Source organism: Geodermatophilus sp. SYSU D01105 (genome assembly GCF_054050095.1).
On sequence record NZ_JBJGYR010000020.1, the window covers coordinates 80,761 to 96,937 of the forward strand.

17 protein-coding genes and 1 pseudogene are annotated in these 16,177 nt (G+C 76.4%); 4 read left to right on the forward strand and 14 right to left on the reverse strand.

The features are described from left to right. Nucleotides 1-97: 97 nt before the first annotated feature. Genes ACI79I_RS18710 through ACI79I_RS18730 form a run of 5 tightly spaced genes read right to left on the reverse strand, consistent with a single transcriptional unit; the run spans nucleotide 98 to nucleotide 5,663 of the window. Entirely contained in the window at nucleotides 98-790 is a 693-nt protein-coding gene (locus ACI79I_RS18710) for a hypothetical protein (protein ID WP_456993815.1), read from the reverse strand. After that, nucleotides 787-1,272 (reverse strand): pantetheine-phosphate adenylyltransferase, encoded by a 486-nt coding sequence (gene coaD / locus ACI79I_RS18715; RefSeq protein ID WP_456993816.1) that lies wholly within the window; start codon nucleotides 1,270-1,272, stop codon nucleotides 787-789. Before coaD ends, ACI79I_RS18710 begins: the two co-directional genes overlap by 4 nt. After that, a complete protein-coding gene (gene rsmD / locus ACI79I_RS18720; RefSeq protein ID WP_456993817.1) occupies nucleotides 1,269-1,823 on the reverse strand; it encodes a 16S rRNA (guanine(966)-N(2))-methyltransferase RsmD in 555 nt (184 codons plus the stop codon). Before rsmD ends, coaD begins: the two co-directional genes overlap by 4 nt. A 58-nt stretch (nucleotides 1,824-1,881) precedes the next feature. Beyond that, complete coding sequence (gene recG, locus ACI79I_RS18725) at nucleotides 1,882-4,065, reverse strand: ATP-dependent DNA helicase RecG (protein WP_456993818.1); 2,184 nt, start codon at nucleotides 4,063-4,065, stop codon at nucleotides 1,882-1,884. Beyond that, nucleotides 4,065-5,663 (reverse strand): DAK2 domain-containing protein, encoded by a 1,599-nt coding sequence (locus tag ACI79I_RS18730; RefSeq protein ID WP_456993819.1) that lies wholly within the window; start codon nucleotides 5,661-5,663, stop codon nucleotides 4,065-4,067. The genes recG and ACI79I_RS18730 overlap by 1 nt, the downstream gene beginning before the upstream one ends. Nucleotides 5,664-5,857: 194 nt before the next feature. Here ACI79I_RS18730 and rpmB point away from each other — a divergent pair, with 194 nt between their 5' ends. Further along, a complete protein-coding gene (gene rpmB / locus ACI79I_RS18735) occupies nucleotides 5,858-6,040 on the forward strand; it encodes a 50S ribosomal protein L28 (RefSeq protein ID WP_425283681.1) in 183 nt (60 codons plus the stop codon). Nucleotides 6,041-6,274: 234 nt separating this feature from the next. On the opposite strand, the gene ACI79I_RS18740 is transcribed toward rpmB, so the two are convergent. Genes ACI79I_RS18740 through ACI79I_RS18750 form a run of 3 tightly spaced genes read right to left on the reverse strand, consistent with a single transcriptional unit; the run spans nucleotide 6,275 to nucleotide 8,413 of the window. After that, a complete protein-coding gene (locus tag ACI79I_RS18740; RefSeq protein ID WP_456946388.1) occupies nucleotides 6,275-6,895 on the reverse strand; it encodes a cytidylate kinase-like family protein in 621 nt (206 codons plus the stop codon). After that, nucleotides 6,883-7,389: a GNAT family N-acetyltransferase gene (locus ACI79I_RS18745; RefSeq protein WP_456993820.1), complete on the reverse strand. Its 507-nt coding sequence runs from the start codon at nucleotides 7,387-7,389 to the stop codon at nucleotides 6,883-6,885. Before ACI79I_RS18745 ends, ACI79I_RS18740 begins: the two co-directional genes overlap by 13 nt. After that, nucleotides 7,373-8,413: a thiamine-phosphate kinase gene (locus ACI79I_RS18750; protein WP_456993821.1), complete on the reverse strand. Its 1,041-nt coding sequence runs from the start codon at nucleotides 8,411-8,413 to the stop codon at nucleotides 7,373-7,375. The genes ACI79I_RS18745 and ACI79I_RS18750 overlap by 17 nt, the downstream gene beginning before the upstream one ends. Nucleotides 8,414-8,505: 92 nt before the next feature. Between ACI79I_RS18750 and ACI79I_RS18755 the strand changes: the two genes are divergently transcribed. Together ACI79I_RS18755 and ACI79I_RS18760 are read left to right on the forward strand one after the other, a co-directional pair. Further along, nucleotides 8,506-8,739, forward strand: a complete 234-nt coding sequence (locus ACI79I_RS18755; RefSeq protein ID WP_135140864.1) for an Lrp/AsnC ligand binding domain-containing protein — start codon at nucleotides 8,506-8,508, stop codon at nucleotides 8,737-8,739. A 92-nt stretch (nucleotides 8,740-8,831) separates the two neighbouring features. Further along, complete coding sequence (locus ACI79I_RS18760; protein WP_456993822.1) at nucleotides 8,832-9,362, forward strand: DUF3515 domain-containing protein; 531 nt, start codon at nucleotides 8,832-8,834, stop codon at nucleotides 9,360-9,362. Nucleotides 9,363-9,366: 4 nt separating this feature from the next. Here ACI79I_RS18760 and ACI79I_RS18765 read toward each other — a convergent pair whose 3' ends face one another. Beyond that, a complete protein-coding gene (locus ACI79I_RS18765) occupies nucleotides 9,367-10,056 on the reverse strand; it encodes a hypothetical protein (protein WP_456993823.1) in 690 nt (229 codons plus the stop codon). After that, nucleotides 10,053-11,204: a D-alanine--D-alanine ligase family protein gene (locus ACI79I_RS18770; protein WP_456993824.1), complete on the reverse strand. Its 1,152-nt coding sequence runs from the start codon at nucleotides 11,202-11,204 to the stop codon at nucleotides 10,053-10,055. The genes ACI79I_RS18765 and ACI79I_RS18770 overlap by 4 nt, the downstream gene beginning before the upstream one ends. Before the next feature lie 98 nt (nucleotides 11,205-11,302). Between ACI79I_RS18770 and ACI79I_RS18775 the strand changes: the two genes are divergently transcribed. After that, entirely contained in the window at nucleotides 11,303-12,124 is an 822-nt protein-coding gene (locus ACI79I_RS18775; RefSeq protein WP_456993825.1) for a CDP-alcohol phosphatidyltransferase family protein, read from the forward strand. A 3-nt stretch (nucleotides 12,125-12,127) separates the two neighbouring features. On the opposite strand, the gene ACI79I_RS18780 is transcribed toward ACI79I_RS18775, so the two are convergent. From ACI79I_RS18780 to ACI79I_RS18795, 4 genes and pseudogenes are all read right to left on the reverse strand, one after another. Next, nucleotides 12,128-13,783 (reverse strand): TIGR03767 family metallophosphoesterase, encoded by a 1,656-nt coding sequence (locus ACI79I_RS18780; RefSeq protein WP_456993826.1) that lies wholly within the window; start codon nucleotides 13,781-13,783, stop codon nucleotides 12,128-12,130. Next, a complete protein-coding gene (locus ACI79I_RS18785) occupies nucleotides 13,780-14,973 on the reverse strand; it encodes a cystathionine gamma-lyase (protein ID WP_456993827.1) in 1,194 nt (397 codons plus the stop codon). The genes ACI79I_RS18780 and ACI79I_RS18785 overlap by 4 nt, the downstream gene beginning before the upstream one ends. Nucleotides 14,974-14,999: 26 nt before the next feature. Continuing rightward, nucleotides 15,000-15,995, reverse strand: a complete 996-nt coding sequence (locus ACI79I_RS18790; protein ID WP_456993828.1) for an NAD(P)H-dependent glycerol-3-phosphate dehydrogenase — start codon at nucleotides 15,993-15,995, stop codon at nucleotides 15,000-15,002. After that, nucleotides 15,992-16,177, reverse strand: a pseudogene (locus ACI79I_RS18795) (lysophospholipid acyltransferase family protein); the annotation flags it as partial. The gene ACI79I_RS18790 and the pseudogene ACI79I_RS18795, both read right to left, overlap by 4 nt.

Sequence of the window (16,177 nt, forward strand, 5' to 3'; positions counted from 1 at the left end):
CTCCGGCGGTCGACCGGAGAACCAGCCTACCCGATGCCCGGACGGCACCGTCCCCGCCGACCGGGTGAGGCCACCCACCCGCCGGCGGGGTCCTCCCTCAGGACTCCCGGAGCGCGGAGCGGGCCTTCTCCACCGAGCGCACCATGCGCTCGAGGGTGGCGCCGAAGTCGGCCAGCCGGGTGTCGACGTACTGGTCGACCTCCGCGCGCATGCGGGCGACGTCGGCGGCGGTCTGCGCACCGAGCTCGTCGGCGCGGCTGACCGCGCCGCGGTAGACCTCGGTCTCGCTGATGAGCCGCTCGTGCTCGGCCGCGGCCGCGGCGAGGACCTCGGCGTGCTGGGCCTGGGCGTCGGCCAGCACCGCCTCGTGGTGCTGACGGGCCTCCGCCACGATCCGCTCGGCCTCCTCCTCGGCCTGCGCCAGCAGGTCCTCGGCCTCGGCCTGTGCCCGGGCGAGCAGCTCGTCGCGCTGCCGACGGGCGGTGCCGAGGATCTCCTCGCGCTGCCGCCGGGCGGAGCCGACCACCTGCTCGCTCTCGCTGCGGGTGCGGCCGGTCAGCCGCTCGGCCTCGGCCTGCGCCTGCTGGAGGATCTCGGTGCGCTGCTCGACGATCGCGCCAGCCTTGTGCACCTCCTCGGGGAGGTTCTCGCGGAGGTCGTCGAGCAGGTCGAGCAGGACGTCGCGCGGGACCATGCACGAGCCACCGGACATCGGCACGTTGCGGGCGTTCTCGATGACGCTGCTGAGCTCGTCGACGGTCTCGTACAGCCGGTACACGACCTCCGTCACGACATCCCCCGCTCCCGGTGGGCCAGCAGCCGCGCGTGCACGGCCTTGGGGACGAGGCTGGAGACGTCCCCGCCGAAGGTGGCGATCTGCTTCACCAGGCTCGAGGACAGGTGCCCCACCTGCGGCGCGGTGGGCACGAACAGCGTCTCGACGCCGGCCAGCTCCCGGTTCATCTGCGCCATCTGCAGCTCGTACTCGAAGTCGCTGACCGCCCGCAGCCCCTTGACGATCACCGGGATGTCGTGGTCCCGGCAGTAGTCGACCAGCAGACCCTGGAAGCTGTCGACGGTGACGTTGGGCAGCCCCGCGACGGCGTCCCGGAGCAGCTCCATGCGCTCGTCGACGGTGAACAGCCCCGCCTTGCCGGGGTTGACCAGCACGGCGACGACCAGCTCGTCGTACAGCGCCGCTGCGCGGTTGATGACGTCGACGTGGCCGTTGGTGACCGGGTCGAACGAGCCGGGGCAGACCGCACGCCTCACGGACAGCGACCGTACCGGAGCACGGCCTCCCCGTAGCGGCGGTCGCGCAGTCCGCGCAGGGGTGTCGGCCACTCCCAGGGCTCCTCGCGGGACGAGCGCTCGACCACGACCACGGCGTCCGGCGCCAGCCAGTCCCCGGCGACCAGCGCCTCCAGGACGCCGAGGACCTCCGCCACCGGCGTGGCGTAGGGCGGGTCGGCGAGCACGAGGTCGAAGCGGGCCGGCGGCGGCCCGCCCACCACGGTGGGCACCGACCCGGCGACCACCCGCCCGCCGGGCAGGCCGACGGCGGCCAGGTTGGCCTTGAGCACCGGCAGCACGCGCGGCCCGGACTCGACGAACACCACCTGCCGCGCGCCCCGGCTCAACGCCTCCAGGCCGAGGGCACCGGAGCCGGCGTAGAGGTCCAGGACCGTGGCCCCCTCGAGGTCCAGCAGCGTCGACAGGCTGTTGAACAGGCCCTCCCGGGCCCGGTCGCCGGTGGGCCGCACCCCCGACGGCGGGACCTTGAGCCGCCGTCCGCGGGCGACCCCGGAGATCAGTCGGGTCACGGCGCCGTCCCGGAGCCCGCCCCGAGCCCGCGAGGGGTGCGGAGGTCGGGCCCCTCCCTCATGCCTTCTCCAGGTACGTGGCCCGCTCGTCGGTGGCCAGCGCGGCGACCTCCGTCTCCAGCCCCGGGAAGTCGGCCAGGCCGCGCTCGGTCGCCAGCAGCGCGCCGGCCTCCACGCGGGCCTCGGCGATCAGCTCCTCGTCCTCGAGCAGCGACAGCAGGCGGACCCCCGACCGGTTGCCGGACTGCGCGGCGCCGAGCACGTCGCCCTCGCGGCGGGTCTCGAGGTCGAGGCGGGCCAGCTCGAAGCCGTCGGAGGTGGCGGCGACCGAGGCCAGCCGCTGACCGGTGGCCGAGGCGGTGGGCGCCTCGCTCACCAGGAGGCACAGCCCCTCGTGCTTCCCGCGCGCGACGCGGCCCCGCAGCTGGTGCAGCTGGCTGACACCGAAGCGGTCGGCGTCCATCACCACCATGACGGTGGCGTTGGGGACGTCGACACCGACCTCGACCACGGTGGTGGCGACCAGCACGTCGACCTCCGCCGCGGCGAAGGCCCGCATCCGGGCCTCCTTCTCCTCGGGCGTGAGCCGGCCGTGCAGCACCTCCAGCCGCAGCCCGGCCAGCGGTCCCTCGCGCAGCGCCTCGGCGACGTCGAGCACCGCCAGCGGCGGACGGCGGTCCGACGTCGCCTCCTCGGCCGGCGCGCCGTCGGCGTCGTCGGGCTCCTCGTCCGCACCGGCGTCCTCGCCGATCCGCGGGCAGACGACGTAGGCCTGCCGCCCGGCGGCCACCTCCTCGCGCAGCCGCTCCCAGGCCCGGTCCAGCCAGGCCGGCTTCTCCCGCACCGGGACCACGGAGCTGCGCACGCCGCCCCGGCCGCTGGGCAGCTGGCGCAGCGTGGAGGTCTCCAGGTCGCCGTAGACGGTCATCGCGACGGTGCGCGGGATGGGCGTGGCGGTCATGACCAGCACGTGCGGCGGCCGGTTGCCCTTGGCCCGCAGCGCGTCGCGCTGCTCGACGCCGAAGCGGTGCTGCTCGTCGACGACGACCAGGCCGAGGTCGGCGAACTCCACGGTCTCCTGCAGCAGCGCGTGGGTGCCGACGACGATGCCGGCCCGGCCCTCGGCGACCTCGGCGAGCGCCTCGCGCCGGGCAGCGGCCTTGAGCGAGCCGGTGAGCAGGGTGACCCGGGTCCCGGCCGGGTCGCCGTCGAGCTCACCGGCGCGGCCGAGGGGACCCAGCAGCGCGCGGATGCCCCGGGCGTGCTGCGCGGCCAGCACCTCGGTGGGCGCCAGGAGGGCGGCCTGGCCCCCGGAGTCGACGACCTGGGCCATCGCCCGCAGCGCGACGACGGTCTTGCCCGACCCCACCTCGCCCTGCAGCAGCCGGTGCATCGGCTGCTCCCGGGACAGCTCCGCCGCCAGCTCCTCCCCCACCTCGCGCTGCCCCTCGGTGAGCGCGAACGGCAGCGCGGCGTCGACGGCGTCGAGCAGGCCGCCGGGGCGGCGCGGGCGGGCCACGCCGGGCTCGAGCGCGGCGGCCCGGCGCCGGGCGGCGAGGGTCAGCTGGAGGGTGAGCGCCTCGTCCCACTTGAGCCGGTGCTCGGCGTGCTCGACGTCCTCGGCCGAGGTCGGCCGGTGGATGTCCAGCAGCGCCGCGGGCAGGCTCGGCAGGGCGTGCCGGGCGCGGATCTCCTCGGGCAGCGGGTCGTCGACGAACCCGAAACCGCCCCCGGCGTCGAGCAGCAGCTTCACCGAGCGCTGGATCACCCAGCTGGAGACGTCCTTGGTGGCCGGGTAGATCGGGATGAGCGCGCGCGCCCAGTCCTCGTCGTCGTCACCGGTCATGAGGTGGCAGTCGGGGTGGGCGAACTGCTTGGCGTTGCGGTACTCGCCGACCGTGCCGGCGAACAGCCCCCAGGCGCCCTCCCGCAGGTTGGCGTGCCTGCGGTTGAAGAACACCAGCTGCATGGAGCCCGCACCGTCGCCGACGGTGACCTCGGTGAGGCTGCCGGGACGGTTGCGCATCTTCCGCGTGGTGACCTTGCGCACCTGGGCGAGGACGGTCACGCGGTCGCCGACCTGGAGGTCCTCCAGCTTGGTCATCTCCCCGCGGCGGGCGTAGCGGCGCGGGTAGTGCCGCAGCAGGTCACGGACGGTGTGCAGCCCCAGCGACTCCCCCATCGCCTTCGCCGTCTTCGCGCCGAGCACCCGGTCGAGCCGGGTCGTCATCTCGACCGCCATCACTCCACCCCCACCTGGAGCGGGACCACGCCGGGCCCGACGTCGTAACGGGTCACCTCGACCAGCGGGTGGGTCGCGGCGACGTGGGCGCAGACGGCCGCGCCGAGCGCCGGGTCGGGGCCGACGACGAGGGTCACCAGCTCCCCGCCGGCCGAGAGCATGCGGTCCAGCAGCTCGCAGGAGACCCTGACGAGGTCCTCCCCGATGAGCACCACGTCGCCCTCCGCGGAGCCGAGGACGTCGCCGCGCCGGCAGGGTCCGGCGCTGGTCAGGGCCTCCTGCTCGGCCAGGGTGACCTCGGCCCAGCGGGTCGCGGCGGCGGCCTCGGCCATCGTGATGACGTCGTCGGAGAAGCGGCGTGCGGGGTCGGCGACGGCGATCGCGGCCAGCCCCTGCAGCGGCGAGCGCGTCGGGACGACGGCCACGTCGCGGTCGGCCTCGCGGGCGCGCTCGGCGGCGCGGGCGGCCGGCGCGGTCAGGGCCGCGTCGTTGGGCAGCACGACGACCGTGGCGGCGGCCGAGTCGACGATCGCGGCGAGCACGTCGTCCTCGGTGACGCCGTCCGGACCACACGGGACCACCCGGACGCCCTCCCCGGCGAACAACCCGGCCAGCCCCTCGCCGGACACGATCGCGACGACCGCCCGCGCTCCCGGCACCGGAGCCGGGGGGCGCACCGGCGCCAGCGGGGTGACCGAGATCCGGTAGGGGCGGCCGGCCTCGATCCCGGCCTCGATCGCGGCGCCGACGTCGGTGGTGTGGACGTGCACGTTCCACTCCCGGCCCGACGGGGTGTCCACGCCCACCACCACCAGGCTGTCGCCGAGCGCGGCGAGCCGGTCCTGCAGCCGGGTCACGGTCGCCTCGTCGCTGTCGGCCAGCAGGTACTGCACCTCGCTGCCCGGGCCGGCCGGCGGCTGGTGCGGCCGGTCGCCGCCGTGGTCGTGGTCGCGGGCGGCCACGACCAGCGGGGCGCGGGCCGGCTCCACCCCGGTGACCGTGGCGACCAGCGCGTCGAGCACCAGGCAGAGCCCGGCGCCGCCGGCGTCGACGACGCCCGCCTCGCGCAGCGCGGCCAGCTGCCCGGGCGTGGCCTCCAGGGCGGCGCGGGCACCGTCGGCCGCCGCACGGACGACGTCGGCGAGCTCGCCGCGGCCCTCGGCGACCGCTGCCACCGCGGCCTCCCCGCCGGCGCGGGCCACGGTGAGGAAGGTGCCCTCCTCCGGGTCGGCGACCGCGGCGTAGGCGGCGTCGGCGGCCTTCTGCAGCGCGGCGGCGAACGTCGGGCCGTCGGCGGGGCCGGCGTCGGTGAGCTGGTCGGCCAGCCCGCGGAGGAGCTGGGCGAGGATCGTGCCGGAGTTGCCGCGGGCGCCGAGCACCGCGCCGCGGGCCAGCGGGGCCCACGCCGGCTCGGCGCTCCCCCGCTCCTCGAGCTCGGCGAGGGCCGCCTGGGCGGTCAGCAGGAGGTTGGTGCCGGTGTCCCCGTCGGGCACGGGGAAGACGTTGAGGTCGTCGAGCCGCCCGCGGGACGCGGACAGGCCGGCGACCGCGGCCCGGCACCACTGACCGACCGCGGCGTCGTCGAGCGCCCGCAGCACGAGGCGGAGGGTACCCAGGCGGGCCGACACGGCCCGGGCGACGACCCGTCCGGGCGGGGCCGCGACAGCGGTTCCCGACGGGCGCGGCGACGGCGTCGGCGGGAAGCGGTTAGACTGGTCGACGGTCTTGTGCGGGCGCGTGTCGCGCACCGCTCGTCTGAACGATTCTCTGGGAGTGATCCACCGTGGCTGCCGTGTGCGATGTCTGTGGCAAGGGGCCCGGTTTCGGTATGTCGGTGTCTCACTCGCACCGCCGCACGCCGCGCCGTTGGAACCCGAACATCCAGTCCGTGCGGGCGCTGGTCGCCCCCGGCAACCGTCGCCGGATCAACGCGTGCACCTCGTGCATCCGCGCCGGCAAGGTCGTCCGCGCCTGACACCGCGACGACCGCACCGAACACCCCGGCACCGGCCGGGCGAGGACCCCGGAGGGCGACGCCCCCCGGGGTCCTCGGCTGTTTCCACCGCCGTCCTCCCGGACGGCACCGCGGCCAGGAGCCGTCCCCGACCGACGCTGAGCCGCCACCCGTGTCCCGGTCGGGGAGCCTCCGGCCCCCGCGACCGGTCCACCCGCGGCCACGAGCCGTCCCTGGCGTCGGACCGGGCGCTCGTCAGATCCCGCGCGCCCGGGCGGCGGTGACCACCAGGTCGACGACCGCGTCCAGCGGCAGCGCTGTGCTGTCGACGACCAGGTGGTAGAGCGCCGGCGAGGCCGGGTCGCACCGGTAGAAGTGCCGCACGTAGGCCTCCCGCGCGGCGTCGTTGGCCGCCATCTCCCGCCGAACCTCCTCGCGCGGTCGACCGCTGCGCGCCACCGCGGACGCCAGCCGGCGCTCGGGCGGGCCGTCGAGCCGGACGTGCAGGGCGTCGGCGCGGTCGCCGAGGACCAGCGCCGCCGCCCGGCCGAGGACCACGCCGCCGGGCCCGTCGGCGATCTCGCCCAGGACGCGCTCGGTCTGCTGCCGGAAGGCGCGCTCGTCCGGCAGCTGGGTGACCGGCACCACGCCGCCGACCGGGTCGGGCATGGTGCCGAGGGAGGCCACCAGGCGCCACAGCCCACGGGCGACCTTCTCGTCGTTGGCCTCCGCCTCGCTCAGCGGGACGCCGAGCCGGCCGGCCACCTGCGCCGGGATCGCCCGGTCGTGGAAGGTCAGCCCGAGCCGCTCGGCGACCGCGGTGCCCACCTCCGCACCGGCGGCCCCGTACGCGGCCGAGATCGTCACGATGCCCACGCCCGCTCCTCCCCACCCGGTGGCGGCAGCTCCTTGCCCAGGAACACCGCCCCGGGCGCGTCCGCGTAGACGCCGTAGCCGGCGACCGGTGTGTACCCCAGGGCGGCGTAGAGGGCCAGCGCCTCGGGCTGCCGGTTGCCGGAGTTGAGCACCACCGCCCGGTGCCCCGCCGCGGCCGCGGTGCGCTCCAGCTCCGCCATGAGCAGCTGCGCGAGCCCTCGGCGGCGGAACGCCGGCTCGACGTACACCCGCTTGACCTCGACCACACCCTCGTCGTGCACCCGCCACGCACCGCACCCCGCGGGGACGCCGTCCACCTCGGCGACGAGGAACAGCCCGGCCGGCGGCGCGAACTCCGCGGGGTCGACGACGGCCCCGTCCGGCCCGCCGTAGCGGGTGACGTACTCCTGCTGGACCCGGGCGACCAGCCGGCGCGCGACCGGGTCGTCGTAGGGCACCGCGCGCAGCACGGCCGCCTCACCGGAAGTGGACATGCCCGGTCCCTCCCGCGCCGACGGCCTCGGCCACCTCGGTTGCCGGCACGCCGTCCACCCGCACGCCCGGGGATGCCCCCGCCGCCCGGACCGTGCCGATCGCCGTCCAGCCGGCTGGCAGCGTCCTCCGCCTCGGGAAGGTGGCCAGGAACGCGTGGTCCTCACCGCCGGTGAGGACCCACGCCAGCGGGTCCCCGCCCAGCGCCGCCGCGACCTGCTGCATCGGCCCGGGGGGCTCGAGGGTGGCCCGCACCAGCGCGGCGCGGTCGACGTCCACCACCACGCCGCTGTCGTCGGCCAGGTGCCCGGCGTCGGCCAGCAGTCCGTCGCTGACGTCGCACATCGCCGTCGCGCCGGCGTCTGCCGCGGCGGGGCCGGCGGCGTAGGGCGGTGCCGGCCGCCGGTGCGCGGCCACCGCCGCCGCGGGGCTGGTGAACCCCCGCCGCAGCACCGCCAGCCCGCAGGCCGACCAGCCCAGCCGGCCGGCCAGGGCGAGCACGTCGCCCGGCCGGGCGCCGGAGCGCAGCACCGGGGCCCGGCCGCCGAGGTCGCCGAGGGCGGTCACCGAGAGGACGACGCCGGAGCTGTCCGGCGCCGCGGAGACCGTGTCCCCGCCGACGACGGCCGCACCCAGCGGCGCGCACTCCTCGGCCAGCCCCGTCGCGACGCCCTCCAGCCAGGCGGTCGAGGTGTCCGGCGGGCAGGCCAGCCCCACCAGGAGTGCGGTCGTGACGCCGCCCATCGCGGCGACGTCGGCCAGGTTGGCCGCCGCCGCCTTGTGCCCGACGTCCTCCGCCGACGACCAGTCGCGCCGGAAGTGCCGGCCCTCCACCAGGACGTCGGTGGTCGCCACCACCCGGCCGTCGGGGACGCGCAGCACCGCCGCGTCGTCACCCGGGCCGACCTCGGCGACCCGCGCCGCGCCCGACCGGGACAGCACGCGCGCGATCACCCCGAACTCGCCGACGACCCGCACGCTGTCGGCCGGGTCGTCCCGGGGCACCAGGGGACGGGGACGAGTCACCGGTCCCCCTCCCCGGCTGAGGTAGGTTGCCGAACTGTCCGCCCGCCGGTGCGGACGCCGCATCGGCAGCGCTGCCCGAGGAAAGGTCTCCCGTGGTCCACGCCTACATCCTCATCCAGACCGAAGTCGGCAAGGCCGCCCAGGTCGCGTCGACGATCAGCCAGATCTCGGGCGTGACCAAGGCCGAGGACGTGACCGGTCCCTACGACGTCATCGTGCGGGCCGAGGCCGAGACCGTCGACGAGCTCGGCCGCCTCGTGGTCGCCCGCGTGCAGTCGGTCGACGGCATCACCCGCACGCTCACCTGCCCCGTCGTCAACATCTGACCGCGCTGACCGAGAAGCCCCCGGACGACGCGCCGGCCCCCGAGCAGCGGCCGGCTCGTCCCGACGACCCGCTGCGGCGGATCTCCCTGGTCGTGACGGCGGTCGCCGTCCCGCTGGTCGTCGTCCTGCTGGTGCTGACCCGGGTCCTCGGCGACGACGGCGGCAGCGGGGACGACGGCGGCGGGTCCGGGGTCGCCGAGGTCGAGGGCGCCCCCTCGCCCGGCCGCGTGGACCTGCCGCCGCTGCCGGTGGAGGTGCCGCCGGTGACCCCGGAGGCCGACGCGTCCTGCCCCGGGCTGATGTCCGCCCTGCCGCTGGAGCTGACCGGGGAGCCCTCCCGCCCGGTGCAGTCCGACAGCCCGTTCGCCTACGCGTGGGGCGACCCCGCGATCGTGCTGGTGTGCGGCGTCGACCGTCCGGCGGGGTTGGAGGCGACCTCCCCTCTGATCCAGATCAACGGCGTGAACTGGTTCGTCGACACCGGCGACCCCGACGTCGTCGTCTGGACCACCGTGGACCGGGCCGTCCACGTGCAGGTCACCGTCTCGGCCGAGACCGACAGCGCCCCGGTCACCGCCCTCGGGCCGGTCATCAACGACGCCCTCCCGGCCCAGCAGCCCTGACCGGTCAGGACGGCGGCAGCCGCTCCAGCTGCGCCTCCAACACGGCGTGGACCTCCTGGGAGGCCGCGGTGACCGAGTCGGCGACCGCGGTCACGCCGACGCTGTACACACCGTGCCCGCACCAGGCGAACGCCGCCGGCCCGGACAGCCCGGCGGCCGGCTCGGCGTCCTCCACGGTGAGCAGCCGGCAGCCGCCGGGCAGGTGCGGCGGGTCCTCCCGCAGCACGCCGTCGTAGAGCTCCGCCTCGTTCTCGGCGAGGTCGCGCGCGTAGTCGCCGGCGCCCGAGCGGGTCGCGAACTGGTTGACGAAGACGCTGGTCACCGGTCCGGTACCGGCGCTCCAGACCCGCTCCCAGCCGAAGCGGTAGCCGTAGTCCTCCAGCACCTGGCGCTCCCGGTCGGGGTCCTCGCCGTAGGCGGCGACGTCCTCGGCGGACTTCTCGCCCGCGGGCGGGGAGAGGTCGGTGTCGGGCACGCGTGGCAGGCCGGAGGGCACGGTGGTGACCACCAGCTCCTCCAGCTCCTCCGGATCCGACGGCGTCGGCCCGGCCGGCACCGCGGTCGCGACGCCCTCGACCTCGGTGGCACACCCGCAGAGAGCCGACGCCAGCACCGCCAGCAGCGGGGCCGCCCGGACCAGCCGGGCGGACAGCAGCGCCGTCCCGCCCCACCGGGCCGGCACCGGCGGGGTCACCTCCCCGCGCCGCCGTCCACGGCGGGGGTGACCGCCGGGCGGGCCGTGGCCAGCGCGGCCGTGACGAGCCGGTCGACGAGCTCGGCGAAGCCCACGCCGGTCGCGGCCCACATCCGGGGGTACATCGAGATCGGGGTGAACCCCGGCAGGGTGTTCACCTCGTTGACGACGAGCCGGTCGGCGCCGTCCGGGCCGGTGCCGAGGAAGAAGTCGACGCGGGCCAGGCCCGAGCAGTCCAGCGCCAGGTAGGCGCGGCACGCGGCCTCCTGGACCGCCCGCGTCTGCTCGGGGGTGAGCTGCGCCGGGACGTCGAACTCGGCGGCGTCCTCGAGGTACTTGGCGCTGAAGTCGTACCAGTCGGTGCCCGGCCGCAGCCGGATCTCGGCGGGCAGGCTGGCCTCGGGCAGCCCGCCGTCGGGCCCGGCCAGCACGCCGCACTCGATCTCCCGGCCCGGGACGGCGGCCTCGACGACGACCTTCGCGTCGACCGCGGCCGCGGTGGCGACGGCCGCGGGGAACTGCGCCCAGTCGGTGACCTTGCTGATCCCGATGCTGGACCCGGCGCGGGAGGGCTTGACGAAGACCGGCAGGCCCAGCCGCTCCCGGGCGGCGGGGTCGAGCACGTCCGGGTCGGCCGCCAGGGCCCCGGCCGCGTCGCGGAGCACCACGTGGTCGCCCTGCGCCAGCCCGGCCGCCGCCAGCAGCTTCTTGGTGAACTCCTTGTCCATCGACGCCGCGCTGGCGAAGACCCCCGACCCCACGTAGGGCAGGCCGCTCATCTCCAGCAGGCCCTGGATCGTGCCGTCCTCGCCGTAGGCGCCGTGCAGCACGGGGAAGACGACGTCGAGCTCGATGCGCGAGCCGCTGCCGTCCAGGCGGACCAGCCCCCGGCGGGCGGGGTCGCCCACCAGGGTCACCGCCGTCCCGCCGGTGACCTCGGGCAGCTCGCCGTCGACGATGGCGAGCCGCAGCTCGGGGTCGGGCAGCACCCACCCGCCCTCGCGGGTGATGCCGACGGGGACCACGTCGTACCGGTCGGGGTCCAGCGCCGCGAGGACGGCCCCGGCGGAGACGCAGGAGATCGAGTGTTCCGCGCTGCGGCCGCCGAAGACGACGGCGATGCGCAGCTTGCCTGCCTGTCCGCTCATCGCGGCCGACACTAGTGGAGCCGCCGGCCGCTCCCCCGGCGACGGGCGGGCCGCGTGCGGCAGCGCCGCGGTCCCGGCGGTGTGGGAACCTCGACGCGATGCGCGACAACGTGGCCGCCCGGACCGGCGAGGGCCTCCCGGGGACGACCGCCGGTGGCGAGGGCCTCCGGGCGGTCCACCCGCGTGGGCTGCGGCTGGCCGGTGCCGCCGTCCACCTCTACACCGCCAGCGGCACGGTGCTCGCGCTGCTGATCGTGCTCGCGGCCTTCGACGGCAACGCGGTCACCGCCCTGTGGCTGGGCCTCGCGGCGCTGGTCGTCGACGGCACCGACGGGATGCTGGCCCGGCGGATGCGGGTCAAGGAGACCATCCCCTGGTTCGACGGCGCCCGGCTGGACGACATCGTCGACTACCTGACCTACGCCTTCGCGCCGGTGGTCCTGCTGTGGACCACCGGCTCGCTGCCCGCCGGCGCGCTCGGGTGGGTCGTCGCCGCGCTGCCGCTGCTGGCCTCGAGCTACCAGTTCTGCCGGGTCGACGCGAAGACCGACGACCACACCTTCCTCGGGTTCCCCAGCTACTGGAACGTGGTGGCCTTCTACGCCGTCGTCCTGGACCTCGGCCCCGCGACGATCGCCGCCGTGCTGGTGGTCTGCTCCGTGCTGGTGTTCGTCCCGGTGCGCTACCTGTACCCGTCGCGGACGCAGGTCCTGCAGGGGCTGAGCCTGGCGCTGACCGCCGTCTGGCTGGGCACCTACGCCCTGCTGCTGCTCCAGGTGCCCGACCCGCACCCGGTGGTCGTCGCGCTGTCGCTGGCCTACCTCGTGTACTACGTGGGCATCAGCGGCTGGCTCACCGCGCGGGCGGCGCACCGGCGCCGGCGGGAGGACCGCACCGCGCGCCTGGCCGCCGCCGGCTGACCGTCAGCGTCTGAGCGGCGAGCGCAGCACCAGCTCGACGTTGCGGTCCTCCGGCCCCCCCGCCAGCCCGGCGTCGAGCCCGGCCCACGGCACGTTGGCCGACAGCTCCCGGTGCAGCGACGCCAGCCCCGCGGGCTCACGCGCAGCCGGGTCCAGCGGGGAGGGCGGCCGCGCCGGGCTGTCGTGGTCGACCATCGTGCAGACCAGCGACAGCGTGCCGTCGCCGTTGTCGAGGAACTCCACCAGCCGCGCCTGCCCGGGCCAGTCGACGACCGCGCAGGTGGTGACCTCCCAGAAGCCCCGGCCGGCCTCCTCCGGGTGCGCCCACGGGCGCACCTCGCTCACGTGGGTGTGCCCGTTGAGCCACAGCACCACGTTGGGGAAGCGGTGCAGCAGCGCGACCAGCTCCGGGCCGCCCAGGACGCCGGCCTCCGCGGCCGGCCGCGGGTGCCAGGGGTCGTCCCGGTGCAGCGTGGAGGACCCGTGGTGGGAGATGACGACGACCAGCCGGTCGGCGTTGCCGGTGGCCACCCGGGTGCCGTCGGGCTCGACCACCACCGAGGACACCTCGCGCAGCCGCTCGGCCAGCCACCGGCTCTGGGCGGGGTCCAGCGAGCCGTCGCCACCCCCGGTGGTGCGGGTCGTGTCCAGGCACACCACCCGGACGCCGGGCAGCCCGTCCCACGCGTAGTAGGCGGTGCCGTCGCGCAGGTTGGCCTCGGTGAACCCGTGGCCGGCCGGCTCGCCCCCGTCGGCGAGGTGGGCCGCGACGAACTCCCGGCGGTCGATGAACCGCCGCCCGGCCAGGGGGGTGATCGTGCGCGCGCCGGCCGTCGTGAAGACCTCGGAGGAGTGGGTGAACAGCCGCAGCGCGTCGTCCAGCGGCACGTCCGGTGCCAGCTCCACCGGCTTGCGGTCGGCGAGCAGGAGGCCGCCCAGGGCCGGGGTCGGGACGCCGACCCCGGCGATCAGCGCCTCGTGGTTGCCGTGGCAGCCCAGCCACGGCAGGCGCAGCCCCTCCGCGGTGAACGAGGCGAACGCCGCCTCCAGCAGCCCCGGACGGTCGGGGAAGCCGTGCCGGGCGCGGTAGATGTCCGGCTCGGGGTCGTCGCCCTCGGGGCGCCAGAAGAGGTCGTGCGGCCAGCCGGCGGCCTGCACGCCGTCGTAGGCGGACAGGCCGGCCCCCGGGGACACCCGCCCGCCGCGGAGGACGGCGAGGAAGAGCTCGAGCTCGTTCCACTGGGCGTTGTCGATCGCGTCCCCGGTGGTGACCACCACCTGCAGCGGGTGCCCGGTGCGCGGGCCGCCGGGGAGCCCGTTGAGCGTCCGGACCAGCGCGTCGATCGCGTGCGCGGTGATCGCCTCCTGCGGCCGGTGCATCGGCACCAGGGCGCGCATCCGCGGGTCGGCGAAGTGCCCGTTGAAGAACTCGAAGCGGGCCGGGGAGCAGACGTCGGCCAGCTGCACGTCGGTGACGTGCGCCAGGCAGGCCAGGGAACGGACCCCGGTGCGCGGCGGCTCCCAGGTGGAGCCGACCAGTTCCCGGCGGGTGCGGTGCGGCTCCCCGGGGTGCCAGGCGAGCGCGTGGTAGTCGGTGTCGCGGCCCCGGCGCAGCACCGGGCCCGCGCCGAGCACCCGCTCCAGCGTCGTGCGGCTCACAGGAGGTCGAGCGCGGCGGCGAGGTCGGCGACGAGGTCGGCGGTGTCCTCGATGCCGCAGGAGAAGCGGACGAAGCCCACCGGGACCGCGTCCCCGCCCCACTGCGCCCGCCGGTCGACCGTGCTGTGCACCCCGCCGAAGCTGGTCGCCGCCGTCCACAGCCGGCTGGCGGCCAGCACCTGGCGCACCGCGGCCTCGTCGGCCAGCTGGGCGGACAGCACGCCGCCCGGGCGCAGCATCTGGCGGGCGGCCAGTTCGTACGACGGGTCGCCGGGGCGCCACGGCCAGCGCAGGCCGGTCACCGCCGGGTGGGCGGCCAGCAGGTCGGCCACGGCCGCCGCGGTGGCGGCCTGCCGGGCCAGCCGCAGGTCCAGCGTGCTCATCGAGCGGTGGCCGAGCCACGCCTCGAACGGCCCTGGGGTGCCCCCGGTGTGGTCGCGGAAGGCCTTGAGCCGGGCCCACAGCTCGTCGTCGGCGGTGCTGACGTGGCCGAGCAGCAGGTCGCTGTGACCGGTGAGCGCCTTGGTGTCGCTGCCGACGGTGAGGTCGGCGCCCAGCTCCAGCGGCCGCTGCCCGAGCGGCGTGGCGGTGGTGTTGTCGACGGCCAGGACGGCCCCGGCGGCGCGGGTGGCCCGCGCGACCGCGGCGATGTCGCAGACGTCCAGCTGCGGGTTGCTCGGCGTCTCCAGCAGGACCAGCGCGGCGCCCTCGAGGTCCCCGCGGGCGGCGACCGCCTCGATCTCCGGCGTCGGGACGTACTCCACGCGGACGCCGAAGCGCGCGAGCTCCTCGCGGGCGAGCAGCCGGGTCGTGTAGTAGCCGTCCGAGGGGAGGACCACGCGGTCCCCCGCCCGCGCGCAGGCCAGCACCGCGGCGCTGATCGCGGCCATACCGGTCGCGAAGGACAGGCAGCGGCCGCCGTCCAGCTCGCCGACGGCGGCCTCGAAGACCCGCAGCGTCGGGTGCTCGGTGCGCGCGTAGGCGTCCGCGCCGCCGGCCCGGGGCGGTGCGTCCCCCAGGTGGTACGGGGCGGCGAAGACCGGCGAGGGACGCAGCGGCGCCCCGGGGACGGCGTCCGGCTCGCCGGCCCGGACCGACCGGGTGCCGTCCCCCCAGGCGGAGCCCGCTCCCCCGGCCGGGCCCTCGGGTGACCCGCTCCCCCCGGCTCGGCCCTCGTTCGGCCGGCTCACGCCGGCTCCGCTCGGGGTGCCGTCGCTCACTCCGGCTTGGCCTCTCGGGACATGATCTCCTTCACCATCTGGGCCGCCGGCACGTCCTCGTGGCAGACGCGCACGACGGCCTCGGTGAGCGGCATGTCGACCCCGTGCGCGCGGGCCAGGTCGAGCACGGGGCGGCAGCTCTTGACGCCCTCGGCGACCTGGCGGGTGGTCTGCTGGACCTCCTCCAGCGTCATCCCCCGTCCCAGCTTCTCCCCGAAGGTGCGGTTGCGCGACAGCGGCGAGCTGCACGTGGCCACCAGGTCGCCCAGGCCCGCCAGACCGGCGAACGTGGTCAGCTCAGCGCCGAGGGCGGTGCCCAGCCGGGCGGTCTCGGCCAGCCCGCGGGTGATCAGGGAGGCGCGGGTGTTGTCCCCGAAACCCATCCCCTCGGTGATGCCGCAGGCCAGCGCGATCACGTTCTTCACCGCCCCGCCGATCTCGCAGCCGACCAGGTCGCGGTTGGTGTAGGGCCGCAGGTAGGGCGTGTGGCAGGCGGCCTGGACCTGCGCGGCACGCTCGTGGTCGGTGCAGGCGATGACGGTCGCGGCCGGCTGCTCCTCGGCGATCTCCCGCGCCAGGTTCGGGCCCGACAGCGCCGCCACGCGGTCGGCACCGGCGCCGGTGACCTCGCAGATCACCTGGCTCATCCGCTTGGTGCTGCCCAGCTCGATGCCCTTCATCAGCGACAGCAGGACGGCGTCGTCGGGCAGCAGCGGCGCCCACTCGACGAGGTTGTCCCGCAGCGACTGGGAGGGGACGGCGAGGACGACGATCTCCGCGTCCCGCAGCGCCTCCTCGGGGTCGGCGGTGGCCTGCAGCCGCTCCGGCAGCCGGATGCCGGGCAGGTAGTCGGGGTTCTCCCGGGTCTCGGTGATGACCTGGGCCAGCTCCGGCCGCCGCGCGTGGAGGGTGACCGCGCAGCCGGCGTCGGCGAGCACCTTGCCGAAGGTCGTCCCCCAGGAACCGGCCCCGAGGACCGCCGCTCGCGTCATGCGGCGCTCCCCGGCAGCTGGCCGGGCCGGCTGCGCTGCGGGCGCGGCGCGAACGTCGCCGGCGCCGGCTCACCGCGCAGCTCGGCCAGCTGGTCCCGGACGGCGGACATCATCCGGTCGGTGACCTCGCGCAGCAGCTCGGCGCTCAGCGGCCGGCCGTTGCGGACCTGCGCGCGCAGGTC